Source organism: Scrofimicrobium canadense, from assembly GCF_009696615.1.
GTDB lineage: Bacteria > Actinomycetota > Actinomycetes > Actinomycetales > Actinomycetaceae > Scrofimicrobium > Scrofimicrobium canadense.
On the sequence record NZ_VULO01000009.1, the window covers coordinates 1 to 14,055 of the forward strand.

Below are 14,055 nucleotides of genomic sequence, written 5' to 3' on the forward strand. Positions count from 1 at the left end.
GCGAATGTAAGCCACAACCCCATTCTAACAAGGCCCCTAGTGCCCCAACCCAGACACCCAAACCGCGTAAACAAGCCAAAACCAACAACCCAAAACGCCGTCTCAGGACCCCATGTCAGAAGTCAGGGGAAATTCTCAGAGCTCGCGGCCAGTGGCAGGAATAGCTGTCGCTATTTTCTCGCGATAGGCCAGGCGTGCGTTTCTGTATGAGCGCGAGCCGAATGACTCACCACGGTTTGAGGACCATCGTGACACTGAGCATACTAAGCGGGTCTACGTAATGTTTAGGGCCCAATTTGGCTCCCCAGTGCAAAGCTCCTGGCGAATGCCCCTCCAATACCGTGGCGACAATATCACCTTGGCGCACTTCTTGACCTTTAGTCACTACCGGTTCTACGGGTTCAAAAGTTGAGCGCACTCCATCACGATGAAGAATGGAAATGACCTGACGGTTCACCAACATTCCTGCGTAAATTACAGTGCCATCGGCAGGGGCGTGCACGGTCGAGCCAACTGCCACATCGAGGTCAACTCCTCTATGTCCGCTTCCCCACGGGACTGCTGGCGGATCGAATGCCCTAACGATTGATGGGCGAGGAGTTACCGGCCAATCCCAGGATTCTCGAGGCGCAGGGGCGGCCATTGCTAGTAAAAACGTACTGAAAAGCGCAAATAGTCGAATCATAGTGGCTAGTCTCATTCTTCCTTCCCTATGGATCAACCCAACTATGTGCGATCTGTGGAAAACCACCATCTATGGGGGTGTGGAAACCTCAGGGCAGACTTTCTAAGTCTGCAAAGGGCCCCTCTCTTTTTACTAGGACTGGCCTCACATCGATCTGATTGGGTTTGCGGCGCCGGGCCAACTAAGATGTTGGGAGCACTCGTGTATGCGAGTGACTTCGCGCATCACGTAAACGTGCTGAGGCAGCAGTCCAAAAGGTGCTTCAGGCAGTGATGCCAGGGTCGCAGCGAAAGCTGAGGCAGTAACTGAAAACCGGGCGTAAGCCCCTGAACGAAAAGGACGAACATGGCTGTTGTAACCATGCGTCAACTCCTCGAAAGTGGAGTCCACTTCGGTCACCAGACTCGTCGCTGGAACCCGAAGATGAAGCCGTACATCCTTACCGATCGTAACGGCATTTACATTATTGACTTGCAACAAACTCTTACCGATATTGACACGGCTTATGACTTTGTGAAGAACACTGTTGCCCGTGGGGGATCAGTTCTCTTTGTTGGCACCAAGAAACAGGCTCAGGAAGCGGTAGCACTGCACGCCAAGCGTGTTGGTATGCCATATGTAACTCAGCGTTGGCTGGGCGGTATGCTCACCAACTTCGATACTGTTGCCAAACGTATCGGCCGACTCAAAGAACTAGAGCAGATTGACTTTGATGATGTGGCATCATCAGGCCACACGAAGAAAGAACTACTGCTCATGCGCCGTGAGAAGGACAAGCTAGAGAAGACTCTTGGCGGTATTCGCGACATGGCTCGCACGCCTGCAGCGGTGTGGGTAGTTGACACCAACAAGGAACATCTAGCAGTGACAGAAGCTCGTAAGCTGGGAATCCCCGTCATTGCGATTTTGGACACCAACTGTGATCCTGAAGAGGTAACCTACGGTATTCCTGGAAACGATGATGCTATTCGCGCAGTGGGGCTCCTCACTCGCGTGATCGCTGATGCCTGTGCCGAAGGGCTCCTGGCTCGTAACGCTCCCAAGAAGGACGCAGCTGCAGCTGACGTAGAGCCATTGGCTGAGTGGGAAAAAGAGCTTTTGGAAGCTTCTGCAACTGAAGCCGTTGTTGCTGAAACCGACGCAGCTGTTGCAGGCGAAACCGGAGACAAGGACGCGGCCGAAGCCGCTGTCCAGGCTGAGGCAGTTGCAACAGCTGAAGCCGCCAAAGCTGAAGTAGTCGAAGAGGCGGTAGAGGGCGCTGCCGAGGCTACTGAGAGCAAGAAAGAAGACTAAGAATGGCAAACTTTACTGCTGCAGACGTCAAGGCTTTGCGCGAAGAAACAGGCGCAGGCATGATGGACGTCAAGAATGCGCTTGTTGAGGCTGATGGAGACAAAGATAAGGCACTTGAGATTATTCGTCTCAAAGGTTTGAAGTCTTTGTCGAAGCGTGAAGGTCGCGAGGCGACTGCGGGACTTATCGTTGCTGAAGTTTCAGAAGACGGTAAGAACGGCGTCATGATTGAGGTCAACTCAGAAACTGACTTCGTTTCTAAGTCCCAGAAGTTCATTGATTTCGCCAACGAAGTACTGGCAGCTGCTGTCGCGGCTGATGCTCAGGATGTGGAAGCTGTTTTGGCAGCTCCTGCAGGAGACGGTACGGTTCAGGACCTCGTGGACAACATGGGCGCTGTGATTGGCGAAAAGATTGGTGTTCGCCGCATCGCCCGGGTCAGTGGTGACAACGTCGGTTTGTATCTGCACCGTACAAATCCTGATCTTCCTCCTCAGCTTGGTGTCTTCGTTGTTACCGACGAAAACGCGAAGGATGTTGCACGCGACATCGCTATGCACATTGCGATGTACCGGCCAGGTTGGCTTGATCGCGATTCGGTTCCTGCTGAAGTCGCTGATAAAGAACGGGACACTCTTACTAAACTCACCTTGCAAGACGGCAAGCCTGAGGCCATCGTTCCCAAGATTGTGGAGGGCCGCATGAATGCTTTCTACAAGGAGAATTGCCTGGTAGATCAGGATTTTGCTAAGGATCCTTCTTTGACCGTCGGCAAAGTACTTGCTGGTAAAAATGGCAAAGTAACCGAGTTTGTGCGCTACCAAGTCGGCGCTTAACTAGACTTGATTGTGGCCCCGCTGATAGGCGGGGCCACAACTACAATCGGCCCCGTCAATAACAGGAGACAATGTGAGCCCACGTCGAGTGCTACTGAAACTGTCCGGTGAAGTTTTTGGTGGAGGCAGAGTAGGTCTTGATCCCAAGGTAGTTGCCGGGGTTGCTGGACAAATTGGCGAAGCCGTCGAATCGGGAGTGCAAGTTGCGGTTGTCGTGGGGGGTGGCAATTTCTTCCGTGGAGCAGAGCTATCACAACACGGTTTGGACCGTGCTCGCGCTGACTACATGGGAATGCTGGGGACGGTGATGAATGCGCTTGCACTCCAGGATTTCCTGGAGCAATCAGGTGTGTCAACCCGAGTGCAAACAGCTATTACTATGCAACAGGTAGCCGAACCATATATTCCATTGCGTGCAATCCGCCACATGGAACGGGGTCGCGTCGTAGTTTTCGGCGCTGGCTCCGGTATGCCGTTCTTCTCGACGGACACAGTATCAGCGCAGCGGGCGCTGGAAACGCACTGCGATGAACTTCTTGTGGCTAAGAATGGCGTTGATGGCGTATATACAGCGGATCCAGCAGTTGATCCCCATGCGCAATTGCTCAGTACCCTCACCTATGCCGATGCGCTCCAGAGAGGACTAAAGGTGATGGATGCTACCGCGTTTGCCTTGTGTCAAGAGAATGACTTAGGAACGCGAGTGTTTGGAATGACTGAGCCTGGTAACGTAACAAGAGCCCTGCGTGGCGAGACCATCGGAACATTAGTAACAAACTGACCGCGTCAGGGGAATACTGGGAAGAGGATTTAATGGATATTGATGAGATTCTCCTCGAAGCTGAGGAGAAAATGGAGAAGGCTGTTGAAGCAACACGCCACGATTTCGGTAACATTCGTACGGGGCGGGCGAATCCTGGAATGTTTACGGAACTATTGGTGGACTACTATGGTGCCCCTACTCCTATGCAGCAGCTAGCCTCGGTGAATATTCCCGAAGCGCGGACAGTCCTCATTACCCCGTTTGACCGAAGTGCGGTCGCCGAGATCATCCAAGCCATCAAGGACGCCGATCTCGGTGTGAATCCGAATGACGATGGAAAAGTGATCCGCGTAGTGCTCCCAGCCCTCACCGAAGAACGACGTAAAGACTATGTCAAGCAGGCGAAGTCCCGGGCAGAAGATGGTCGGATCTCCGTTCGAGGGGCTCGGCGCAGTGCAAAAGATGCTTTGGACAAATTGAAGAAAGATGGGGATGCGGGAGAGGACGAGGTCGCTCGCGCCGAAAAGGCTCTCGATGTTCTCACGAAAGACCACGTAGAACAAATTGATCGTGTCTTGGAAGCGAAAGAGGCAGATCTTTTGGCTGTGTAACAGTCTCGGATCAAAGGAATGCTCTATTGCAGGCACGTGATATTTGGATAGCCCCTCCAACGCATAATTCCACGCCTTTACCTTCGTCAGGGCGTGCAGGGCGAAACCTCCCAGCAGCGATCACGTCGGCGCTGGTTCTTGTAGGGGCACTAGGTGCAACTCTATTTTTTTCGCGCCCTATATTCCTTGTTCTCGTTACGGCACTGGTATTGGCTGCTATATGGGAAGTCGCGGGAGCCCTTGCCCGTAATGACATCATTGTTTCTTTGCCGCCGCTGTACGTTGGGGCTATTGCAATGATGGCTACGGGTGCCACCATTGGCGCTTTCTGGGTGATGGCTTCCCTCTATTTTACTTTTGTTGCCGCCGTTCTGTGGAGGCTTGGCTCCACGTCGTTGCCGTCGCGTCCGGTCTACGACATCATGGCCACATCCTTTTTGGCCCTCTATGTCCCCTTTTCAGCATCATTCTTGGCGATGATTTCTGCGCATTCGGAACAGCCATGGACGCTGGTTTTCTTTGTTGTGATAGTGGCCTGCAACGATTTGGGTGGGTGGGCTGCGGGTGTCCTCTTCGGCAAACACCCCATGGCCCCAAAGCTTTCACCAAAAAAATCGTGGGAGGGCTTTGTCGGATCGGTATTCCTTACATGTGGGGCTGCGGTGGGTGCCACCTTTGTCATCGGGATACCGTGGTGGTGGTGTTTTGTCTTGGGATTGGGAGCCGCGATTATCGGCACATTAGGGGATTTAACCGAGTCGCTGGTGAAGCGTCAGGTGGGACTCAAAGATATGTCCAACATGGTTCCAGGTCACGGCGGTCTCATGGATAGGTTTGATTCTATGCTGTTCTGCGCGCCAGCTTTCTTTTTCTTTTATGCGATAGCTTTGGGGTGGGCACTGTGAGTTCGCCTGCTACCCGCGAAGTTCGTCCCACTGACCAGCCTCCTGAAGGTGCAACCGATCCTGGTGCCCGTCCCGTCCTCAGCTTTGCTGCCAAGCGACGAGGGAAACCTCCGGTTCATTTTGCTGACCTCGCTACTTCTGAGCGTCGAGATCTCCTTACATCCCTGGGTGTTCCTGCCTTTAGATCTGACCAGCTGGCGCGTCACTACTTTATGCATGACACAGCAGATACCACGGTAATGAGTGATCTTCCGAAGAACTTGCATTCGACAGTTTCTGAGAAGGTCTTGCCGTCTTTAGTGACACCAGTACTACGACAAACCGCTGACGGCGGAACCACTTTGAAAGACTTATGGCGTCTCTACGACGGCGCGCAGGTGGAAAGCGTGTTGATGCGCTACCCGCAGCGTACAACCCTATGTATCTCCAGCCAGGCCGGATGCGGAATGGCATGTCCATTCTGCGCTACCGGACAAATGGGACTAACACGCAATCTTTCGGCCGCGGAAATCCTCGAACAGGTTCGCTTAGCACGCAAAGCCTGCACTAATGGTGATTTAGCTGGTGGTCCAACAAGACTGTCCAATGTAGTATTCATGGGCATGGGGGAGCCGCTGGCTAACTGGAAGGCGCTAAAACAGACCCTCTATACCCTTGTATCAGAGCCTCCTGAAGGATTTGGCATGTCAGCACGAGGCATCACTGTTTCCACCGTGGGATTAGTTCCTGGGATCGGAAAATTGGCGGACCTTGGACTACCTGTCACATTGGCAGTGTCACTTCACGCCCCCGATGACGGACTACGTGATGAACTTATCCCCATCAACTCTCGATGGAAAGTGGGAGAGCTACTTGATGCTGCTCGCAGTTATTTCGTTCACACTGGTAGACGAGTTTCTATTGAATATGCTCTCATAAAAGATATGAATGATCAGCCGTGGCGGGCACAACTCTTAGCTGATGAGCTCAATGCCCGCGGAAAAGGGTGGGCACACGTCAACCCTATTCCGTTAAATCCAACGCCAGGGACTATTTGGACCGCCTCGACGAAATCTGCTCAGAACCTCTTTATTCAAACTTTGCGTGACAGCGGAATCCGAACAACCCTGCGTGATACTAGGGGTGCGGACATTGATGGTGCCTGCGGTCAGTTGGCCACGGCGTGGGAGGAGCGGAAAGTGAAGCTCAAGTCCAGTAGCATCGTGGACGGAGAGGAAGTGCAGGAATGAGCGAGACATTTCGCAAGGCCGGTTTGATGAGACGCGGCTATGACCCGCAGGCGGTGGACGCATTCTTCAATCGTGCCCGCTCAGCATATGAGGGCGGTGTGCCTGCAGAAGAGTTCTCCTACGTTCAGGTCCAACGTGCCAGTTTTCCGTTGAAGAGACGAGGCTACGATACTCGAGAGGTGGACGCCGCATTAGGCCGATTAGAGGCGGCTTTTCTGCAACGAGATCGCATGGATTTTATTGCGGTGAACGGTGAGGCCGAATGGTTTGCCCGCGCCTCTCAAAGGGCTACTGATCTTTACCCCCGACTTTTGCGCCCTCGCGGAGAGCGTTTTTCTCACCCCGAAAAAGGTAAAGGGTATCGAGCAGAAGAAGTCGATGACCTCCTCGATAGGCTAACCAGATACTTTGACCAACAAGAAGAACTGAAGGCAGCTGAGCTTCGCACCGCGCTCTTTTCCACCGCGAAAAGAGAGAAAGCCTATGACGAGGCGCAAGTGGACGCGTATTTGGGTACAGCAACAACGGTCCTCATGTCAGTTCAGTAGCCGCCATGACGACGCAGGTCATTATTCTTGGTTCCACCGGTTCAATAGGAACACAGGCTCTCGATGTGATTCGAGCGCACCCGGATCTTTTTGACGTCGTCGGCTTAGCTGCGGGAGGCGGACAAGAAGAACTCTTCCTTCAACAGATTCGGGAGTTCTCTCCCCGAATGGTCGCGACATCCCGGCCCATTCAGAACCTTCCTTCAGGGCAGAGCGCAGTCGAAGAACTGGCCGGTAGTTTTCCAGATGCTACTGTCCTCAATGCTGTCGCCGGTGGTGTGGGCTTGGTGTCAACACTTCGAGCCCTTGAAGCCGGTGCGACGGTAGCTCTTGCGAATAAAGAGTCCCTAGTTGTGGGAGGACGCCTCGTTAAAGATGCGATGCAGCGTCCCGGTCAGGTGATTCCCGTTGATTCGGAGCACTCTGCGATTGCGCAAGCACTTCTTGCAGGTACTCACGAAAAAGGAATGGTCTCTCCCGTCGTTACTGGGAAGTCAGACCTGCGCGAAATTGTACTGACCGCTTCTGGTGGCCCCTTTCGAGGTAAGAAGACGTCAGAGCTTCGCGATGTTACTGCTAAGCAGGCGCTTGCTCATCCGACATGGAATATGGGCCCGGTCGTAACCATCAATAGCTCAACATTGATGAATAAAGGGCTAGAACTTATCGAAGCAGCACTTCTTTTTGATGTTGCGCCGGACTCTATTACTCCGGTCATTCATCCACAATCGGTTGTCCACTCTATGGTGACGTGGAACGATGGGTCAACAATCGCGCAGGCCTCCTATCCAGATATGAAGGTACCCATTGCCTTGGGGTTGCAATGGCCCACCCATATTCCACATGTCGGTGCTCCACTGCGCTGGCGTGAAGCGCAGAACTGGGAGTTCGAACCTGTAGATCACGAAGTTTTCCCTGCACTGCGCCTTGCTGCCGAAGCACTCAAGTCTTCTGCCACCCATCCTTCGGTGATGAATGCGGCTAATGAAGTCTGTGTTGACGCATTTTTGCACGGACGTCTGGGATGGCTTCAGATGATGGATGTTGTCAGTCGTGTGTTATCAGAGCACGTGGGAATCGAGAATCCAGATGTGGATGCGGTTCTCGATGCTCAAGAATGGGCTGCGGCTCGTGCGGGAGAACTACTGTGATGTACCTACTGGGACTTCTCATCCTGGTTGTCGGTTTAGTGATTTCGGTTGCTTTGCACGAGATCGGCCATATGGTACCAGCAAAAAAATTTGGTGCCATGGTCCCCGAATACTATGTTGGTTTTGGGCCGACCCTCTATTCAAAACGTGTGGGACAGACCCGGTACGGCATAAAAGCTATCCCCCTGGGAGGCTACGTACGGATACTTGGGATGTTTCCACCCCCAACAACGCAGCCGAAAGCAAATGCTAGAGGACAACTCACCCTTGCTGACCAGGCTAGAGAACAGTCAGCTGAAGAACTTGCGGCTGCCCGAGAAGACGGCATACACGGAAAGCCCTTCTACGAACTGCGCACCTACCAAAAACTGATCATCATGTGTGGTGGTCCGGTAATGAACCTTGTGCTTGCGGTCCTACTGACACTAGTCATTGTCTTGGGAATTGGGTGGCGAGAAGCAACGACGACTGTAGCAGAAGTGAGCGAGGCGGGTCCCGCGGCTGTTGCCGGTGTACAACCAGGTGACACGGTTGTGGCGTGGAATGGTCAGGAAACCCCTGACTGGGAAAGCGTCCGCCAAGCGGTGGGAAGTTCCACTGAGCACGCTGGAGAGCTCACTGTCATCAGAGAAGGGCAAACGCGCACAATCACCGTCACCCCTGAAGTGGTCGATGGGGTCGGACGCTTAGGAATCCTCGCGGAAGAAACACGAGTCCGTGGAGGTTTCGGTGATGCCGCAGAATCAACGTGGCAGATGCTCACAGGCACAGCCTCCGCATTGGTCAATTTGCCTGTCAGCCTATGGAATCTTGCTACGGGTCTTTTTTCTGATACGCCGCGTGACCCTAATGGTGCGCTATCAGTGGTGGGAGTAGCCCGCGTAGCTGGCGAGATTACGGCGGCCCCCAGTGACGGTGGATGGCACCTAGCGGATCGGGCTGCCTTGCTGTTGTCTCTGTTGGCTTCGCTAAATATTGCTCTTTTCGTGTTCAACCTCATTCCCTTGCCACCATTGGACGGCGGACACATCGCAGGTGCCGCCTGGGGAGGACTTAAAAACGGCTGGGCTCGGATGCGCGGAAAACCTCGGCCAGTTCCCGTTGATACGGCAAGACTGGTGCCGTTGAGTTATGGGGTATTTGTGGTTCTTATGGGACTCACCTTGCTATTAGTTATCGCCGACTTCGTCAAGCCCCTTCGGCTGTTTGGCTGATGGCATAGCGCTGAAAGCAGAATGTATAGCGGCTTTGGTGGATAATAAGAACGTGACTGAAATTTCTCTAGGCATGCCTAAGGTCAAGGAAGCTCCGTTCCCACGGCGAAAAACCCGCCGTATCAATGTGGGGAGCGTACCGGTCGGGGGTGGAAGCCCGATCTCGGTGCAATCCATGACTACCACTAAGACGTACGACATTGGTGCCACGTTGCAGCAGATCGCTGAGCTCACTGCAGCCGGTTGCGACATTGTCAGAGTTGCATGCCCCACCGACAAGGATGCTGAAGCCCTGAGCATTATTGCCAAGCAGAGCACTATTCCTGTGATTGCAGATATCCATTTCCAACCGCGCTATGTTTTTGCAGCGATCGAAGCTGGTTGTGGCGCGGTACGTGTGAATCCGGGCAATATTCGTAGATTTGACGATCAAGTAGCCGAAATCACAAGGGCCGCATCCGATCATGGTACTTCGTTACGCATTGGCGTCAACGCCGGGTCACTAGATAAGCGAATGTACGCCAAGTATGGCGGTGCAACAGCTGAGGCACTGGCCGAATCGGCTATGTGGGAGGCGTCGCTCTTCGAGGAACACGGATTCCATGACTTTAAAATCTCAGTGAAGCACCATGACCCCGTCACAATGATTCGTGCGTATGAAATTTTGGCTGATGCAGGGGACTGGCCTCTCCACTTAGGAGTGACAGAAGCAGGTCCGGCATTCCAAGGAACCATCAAATCAGCCACCGCATTTGGTGCTTTACTTCGCGAGGGCATCGGTGACACAATCCGTGTTTCTCTTTCTGCACCACCTGTGGAAGAAGTCAAGGTGGGTATTCAAATCCTCCAGTCAATGGGGCTGCGCGAGAGGACCCTTGAGATTGTTTCGTGCCCTTCCTGTGGGCGTGCCCAGGTAGATGTATATACTCTTGCCGAAGAAGTCACGGAAGGCTTGAAAGACTTGACAGTCCCCCTACGCGTGGCGGTAATGGGATGCGTCGTCAACGGTCCGGGAGAAGCAAGAGAAGCAGATCTCGGTGTGGCCTCGGGAAATGGCAAGGGTCAGATTTTTATCCGCGGTGACGTGGTAGAGACCGTCCCAGAAGACCAAATTGTGGAGTGCCTCATTCGGCACGCCAATGCTCTGGCCGAGGAAATGGGGCTAGAGGAAGAAGGACAGGTTGAGGTCATCGTCTAAGAAAAAACTGGTCTGCTCTACCGTCGGTATTGCAGGACTTACATCAGTAGCTCTGTTTGGCAGTGGATTTCCTGGAAGAACCGGTGTGACGAAAGCTGACGCTTTCCTGTCACTGCCCGGTGACCTTCTTATTCCACAAGCGCCTCTAGTCGCAGACCGGGCAGTTCAGACTAATGTCAAGGCTGAGCGTCTATCAGAACTGTTACCAGTGGTCGAATCGGTCTACCAGCATGCGTGGGCGCGACAGTTTGAACTGGTGTATGAACAGGTGCCTGATGTTTTGGTGTGGCGTACTGTCGGAGATGACGTGTGCGGGTGGGGGGCGACGCTCAGTGCTTCAGTCGATGCGTCCGTTGATGGAACGTCAATCCTACGAATCCGTGAGCGTTTTACTACCGCGAGCCGAAAAACCCGACAATTGCGTTTGATGACGGCTGTCGTTGTTCCATTGCAGATGCGTCAAGTAGTGCGTGAAAATCTGCGGGCTAAAAGATAACTCATACCACATATGATGTAAATCACATCAGGGTAATGGGTGGATTTCTGTTGCGATTATGCCGCTCACAGGCTTGAGTTTACCTTTTGTCGGAGTTGGACTCCTTTAGGAAAACTTCAGTTAACCTAGCGTCATCGTCCCGTAACTTACGTATGCTTCACTGCCATTGTCATCAACATGAGACAAGGACGAGTGATGAAACGAAAATATCGTGCAAGTGGTGCAGCGGTAGGCGCCATTGCCATTGGTCTATTGCTGGCACTTCCCGCAACTGCGCTGGCGGCTGAGAGCGATCACGGGGGAGCGGCAAGAAATGAAGGCGATAAGAGCGCCGAAGTGTCTGAGGCAATAGTCGCAGGTCCTGCTAAAAACGTTATCCTTCTTATCGGCGATGGAATGGGTGACTCAGAAATCACCGTGGCTAGAAACTACGTCCATGGGGCATCCGGAGTGTTCCCAGGTATCGACGCGCTTCCGCTGACAGGACAATACACGACCTACAGCCTAGATGCTGACACCGGTCGACCCAACTACACTCCTGACTCGGCCGCCACTGGAACCGCATGGGCGACCGGAACAAAGAGCTATAACGGTGCTATCGGCGTTGACATTCATGATGTTGATCAGCCCACTTTGCTGGAATTGGCAAAAATTCATGGGAAAAAGACCGGGAATGTTTCGACTGCGGAGATCCAGGACGCAACCCCCGCTGTCCAGGTTTCTCACGTATCGCAGCGCAAATGCTACGGGCCGGAGGCCACTAGCGAAAAATGCGCTGCTGACGCGCGAGAAAATGGAGGCAAAGGATCCATCAGCGAGCAACTCCTCGATGTGCGACCGGACGTCACACTTGGCGGGGGTTCAGCCTCGTTCAACGAAGTGGCTAAGGCAGGTGCCTACGCGGACATGACGCTCTTTGAACAAGCACAACTGCGCGGTTACACGTTGGTTGATAATGCCGATGAGCTAGCCGCAGTCTCCGAGGCTAATCAGGAGACACCGTTGCTGGGACTTTTTACGAGCGGGAACTTCCCCGTTCGCTGGCAGGGTGCCATTGCGACTGAAGGCGGGGCAGATGCTGGCCCACTTCGTTGTGAAGATAACCCAGAACGTCTTTCGAGCGGCCTTTCGTTAGCATCATTGACACAAAAAGCAATTGATTTACTAGACAGCGATGAGGGTTTTTTCTTGCAGGTCGAAGGAGCTTCCATCGACAAACAAGATCATGCAGCCAACGCATGTGGGCAGATTGGTGAAACCGTTGACCTCGATGAGGCCGTCCGTGTCGCGCTTGACTATGCCGAGAAAGATGGCAATACGTTGGTCGTTGTGACAGCTGATCACGCCCACACTTCACAGATCGTTGGTGGCACTCCTCCTGGGCTATCGGTTCAGTTGGAAACTAACGAAGGCCAGCCGATGATCGTCTCCTACGGAACCGCTCCTGCTGGCGGTTCGCAACAACATACTGGGGCGCAGGTTCGCATCGCTGGATATGGTCCGGGAGCCGCGGATGTGGTGGGACTAGTTGACCAGACGGATGTGTTCTTCACAACGCAGCGAATGCTTGAACTCAACGGGACATTCGCCGAACAAAGCGCTGACGCGGCGGCAGTGGTTCCTACTGAACCAGTCGCTCCTAAAGGAAAGGTGACAGTCGGTGCTTCAGGATTCCGCGGCGATTGGACTGCTGAAGTGCGGGTTGCAGGGCAAGATCCTCGTGAGGTCGATGTCATCAATGGTGCGTTCACGGTGGAACTTGACGCTCCATCAGCTACGGGGCCTGTTGAGGTGTCAATTGTGGGCAAGCAAAGCGCTGCGACGGTATCGGCTTCGTTTGTTGTCGCAGAAAATGGTGGTGGCGTGGTCACCCCAGGTGAAGGTTCTCAAAGTGGCCAAAGTGGAGCTGAAGAGCCTCAAAGCGGTGCTGCCGCAGCAGGTATCGGCGGACTATCGCACACGGGTCTTGACGGCAATCTTATTTTTGCCATAGTCCTGTGTGCATTGGCGCTAGGCGGTATTGGGTATGGCGTTATCCGCTCACGCGGTACACGTGTGGCTGTAATTCAAGATTAAGGTCCGTCGGGCACCTAATGTTGCCGGGGGCGTCACAGTGGTGGTTCGCTGTGGCGCCCCTCAAGCAATTTGCTACACTACACAGCGGAACCTGGCAATCGGGTTCGCGGACGAGGGAGCAGTACCCGCAACTGACAAGACTGACTCATAAGGAGTTGACGTCATGTCATGGCTCATTCTTATCGCGTCGGGAATGCTTGAGGCCGTGTGGGCCCTTGCACTCAGCGCATCTAACGGATTCAAAAAAATTGCTCCAACAGTGCTTTTTTTGGTCTCTCTCACTGTAAGTATGGCGGGTCTGGCCTGGGCAATGCGTGAGATTCCTACAGGGACGGCATATGCGGTCTGGGTGGGGATAGGTGCCACGCTCACATTGTTAGTCGGCTTTCTCCGTGGGGAAGAACGCCCAACACTGGTGCGTGTGGGGCTTCTTTTGGTTTTAGTTGGATGCGTTGTCGGGCTCAAGGTGGTGAGCTAATCATGCCGTGGCTTGTACTTATTTTTTCTGCGTTGTGCGAGGCCGTGTGGGCTACCGCATTAGGTGACTCACACGGCTTGACTGAGATTGTCCCGACGATCATATTCTTCGTTGCTTTGGTTATATCGATGCTTGGGCTGGCCTGGGCAGTGCGAGAAATTCCCATTGGTACTGCCTATGCGGTATGGACGGGACTAGGAGCTGCTCTCACCGTCTCATATGCGGTAATCAGTGGGGCTGAAGTTCTTACACTATGGCGAGGTGTGTTCCTCGCTGGAATTGTCATGGCCGTCGTGGGCCTCAAGCTGGCGCCAACACCAGCAACAGAGTCACAAAGTCCTTCCGAGTAAGTGGCCTTCGACTTCGCTGTGTGGTGGTTAGGAGTTCTTTTAGGCTGGTTAATACTCCCTTGTTATTGAGTTATGCCGATACCAGGTTGGAAGATCGATAGGGCCAAGCCTGTGTACGTTGCTGGGCTCTTCGGACTTCGAAGGGGTGAAGGTGGTTCCTTTCCTGGGTCTTGTCGCATTCGGTGAAACCTCTATCGCTATCACAGAGGCTCCCAACCCCCA

15 protein-coding genes and 1 riboswitch are annotated in these 14,055 nt (G+C 53.6%); of the genes, 14 read left to right on the forward strand and 1 reads right to left on the reverse strand.

What is annotated here, in order from left to right; all coding sequences use genetic code 11:
- Positions 1–226: 226 nt before the first annotated feature.
- The gene (locus tag FYJ24_RS07955) at positions 227–700 is read right to left on the reverse strand and encodes a M23 family metallopeptidase (protein ID WP_225872082.1); all 474 of its coding nucleotides are present in this window, start codon (positions 698–700) and stop codon (positions 227–229) included.
- Positions 701–1,030: 330 nt separating this feature from the next.
- Here FYJ24_RS07955 and rpsB point away from each other — a divergent pair, with 330 nt between their 5' ends.
- The 14 genes from rpsB (at position 1,031) to FYJ24_RS08025 (ending at position 13,833) form a co-directional block, all read left to right on the forward strand.
- Entirely contained in the window at positions 1,031–1,978 is a 948-nt protein-coding gene (gene rpsB / locus FYJ24_RS07960; RefSeq protein ID WP_154545305.1) for a 30S ribosomal protein S2, read from the forward strand.
- A gap of 2 nt (positions 1,979–1,980) precedes the next feature.
- Entirely contained in the window at positions 1,981–2,814 is an 834-nt protein-coding gene (gene tsf / locus FYJ24_RS07965; RefSeq protein WP_154545307.1) for a translation elongation factor Ts, read from the forward strand.
- Positions 2,815–2,887: 73 nt separating this feature from the next.
- Positions 2,888–3,595, forward strand: coding sequence for a UMP kinase (gene pyrH, locus FYJ24_RS07970; RefSeq protein ID WP_318656592.1), 708 nt, complete (start codon positions 2,888–2,890; stop codon positions 3,593–3,595).
- A gap of 32 nt (positions 3,596–3,627) precedes the next feature.
- On the forward strand, positions 3,628–4,188 hold the full coding sequence (gene frr, locus FYJ24_RS07975) for a ribosome recycling factor (RefSeq protein WP_154545309.1): 561 nt from the start codon (positions 3,628–3,630) through the stop codon (positions 4,186–4,188).
- Positions 4,189–4,214: 26 nt separating this feature from the next.
- Positions 4,215–5,093, forward strand: a complete 879-nt coding sequence (locus tag FYJ24_RS07980; protein ID WP_154545311.1) for a phosphatidate cytidylyltransferase — start codon at positions 4,215–4,217, stop codon at positions 5,091–5,093.
- Entirely contained in the window at positions 5,090–6,322 is a 1,233-nt protein-coding gene (gene rlmN / locus FYJ24_RS07985; RefSeq protein WP_318656593.1) for a 23S rRNA (adenine(2503)-C(2))-methyltransferase RlmN, read from the forward strand. The genes FYJ24_RS07980 and rlmN overlap by 4 nt, the downstream gene beginning before the upstream one ends.
- Positions 6,319–6,870, forward strand: coding sequence for a DivIVA domain-containing protein (locus FYJ24_RS07990; protein ID WP_154545315.1), 552 nt, complete (start codon positions 6,319–6,321; stop codon positions 6,868–6,870). Before rlmN ends, FYJ24_RS07990 begins: the two co-directional genes overlap by 4 nt.
- Positions 6,871–6,875: 5 nt before the next feature.
- The gene (dxr, locus tag FYJ24_RS07995) at positions 6,876–8,021 is read left to right on the forward strand and encodes a 1-deoxy-D-xylulose-5-phosphate reductoisomerase (protein ID WP_154545317.1); all 1,146 of its coding nucleotides are present in this window, start codon (positions 6,876–6,878) and stop codon (positions 8,019–8,021) included.
- The gene (locus FYJ24_RS08000) at positions 8,021–9,235 is read left to right on the forward strand and encodes a M50 family metallopeptidase (RefSeq protein WP_154545489.1); all 1,215 of its coding nucleotides are present in this window, start codon (positions 8,021–8,023) and stop codon (positions 9,233–9,235) included. Before dxr ends, FYJ24_RS08000 begins: the two co-directional genes overlap by 1 nt.
- Before the next feature lie 73 nt (positions 9,236–9,308).
- Positions 9,309–10,433, forward strand: coding sequence for a flavodoxin-dependent (E)-4-hydroxy-3-methylbut-2-enyl-diphosphate synthase (gene ispG, locus FYJ24_RS08005; protein WP_154545491.1), 1,125 nt, complete (start codon positions 9,309–9,311; stop codon positions 10,431–10,433).
- A complete protein-coding gene (locus tag FYJ24_RS08010) occupies positions 10,417–10,929 on the forward strand; it encodes a hypothetical protein (protein ID WP_154545319.1) in 513 nt (170 codons plus the stop codon). The genes ispG and FYJ24_RS08010 overlap by 17 nt, the downstream gene beginning before the upstream one ends.
- A 195-nt stretch (positions 10,930–11,124) precedes the next feature.
- Positions 11,125–13,005 (forward strand): alkaline phosphatase, encoded by a 1,881-nt coding sequence (phoA, locus tag FYJ24_RS08015; RefSeq protein ID WP_154545321.1) that lies wholly within the window; start codon positions 11,125–11,127, stop codon positions 13,003–13,005.
- A gap of 84 nt (positions 13,006–13,089) precedes the next feature.
- A riboswitch (guanidine-III (ykkC-III) riboswitch) is annotated at positions 13,090–13,155 on the forward strand.
- A 13-nt stretch (positions 13,156–13,168) separates the two neighbouring features.
- The gene (locus tag FYJ24_RS08020) at positions 13,169–13,483 is read left to right on the forward strand and encodes a DMT family transporter (protein WP_154545323.1); all 315 of its coding nucleotides are present in this window, start codon (positions 13,169–13,171) and stop codon (positions 13,481–13,483) included.
- A gap of 2 nt (positions 13,484–13,485) precedes the next feature.
- Positions 13,486–13,833, forward strand: a complete 348-nt coding sequence (locus FYJ24_RS08025; RefSeq protein WP_154545324.1) for a DMT family transporter — start codon at positions 13,486–13,488, stop codon at positions 13,831–13,833.
- Positions 13,834–14,055: the final 222 nt, after the last annotated feature.

What these genes read in the sequence shown, in the direction of transcription:
- FYJ24_RS07955 (WP_225872082.1), bottom strand. Translation starts at nt 700, where the DNA reads ATGAGACTAGCCACTATGATTCGACTATTTGCGCTTTTCAGTACGTTT.
- rpsB (WP_154545305.1), top strand. Translation starts at nt 1,031, where the DNA reads ATGGCTGTTGTAACCATGCGTCAACTCCTCGAAAGTGGAGTCCACTTC.
- tsf (WP_154545307.1), top strand. Translation starts at nt 1,981, where the DNA reads ATGGCAAACTTTACTGCTGCAGACGTCAAGGCTTTGCGCGAAGAAACA.
- frr (WP_154545309.1), top strand. Translation starts at nt 3,628, where the DNA reads ATGGATATTGATGAGATTCTCCTCGAAGCTGAGGAGAAAATGGAGAAG.
- FYJ24_RS07990 (WP_154545315.1), top strand. Translation starts at nt 6,319, where the DNA reads ATGAGCGAGACATTTCGCAAGGCCGGTTTGATGAGACGCGGCTATGAC.
- dxr (WP_154545317.1), top strand. Translation starts at nt 6,876, where the DNA reads ATGACGACGCAGGTCATTATTCTTGGTTCCACCGGTTCAATAGGAACA.
- FYJ24_RS08000 (WP_154545489.1), top strand. Translation starts at nt 8,021, where the DNA reads ATGTACCTACTGGGACTTCTCATCCTGGTTGTCGGTTTAGTGATTTCG.
- ispG (WP_154545491.1), top strand. Translation starts at nt 9,309, where the DNA reads ATGCCTAAGGTCAAGGAAGCTCCGTTCCCACGGCGAAAAACCCGCCGT.
- phoA (WP_154545321.1), top strand. Translation starts at nt 11,125, where the DNA reads ATGAAACGAAAATATCGTGCAAGTGGTGCAGCGGTAGGCGCCATTGCC.
- FYJ24_RS08020 (WP_154545323.1), top strand. Translation starts at nt 13,169, where the DNA reads ATGTCATGGCTCATTCTTATCGCGTCGGGAATGCTTGAGGCCGTGTGG.
- FYJ24_RS08025 (WP_154545324.1), top strand. Translation starts at nt 13,486, where the DNA reads ATGCCGTGGCTTGTACTTATTTTTTCTGCGTTGTGCGAGGCCGTGTGG.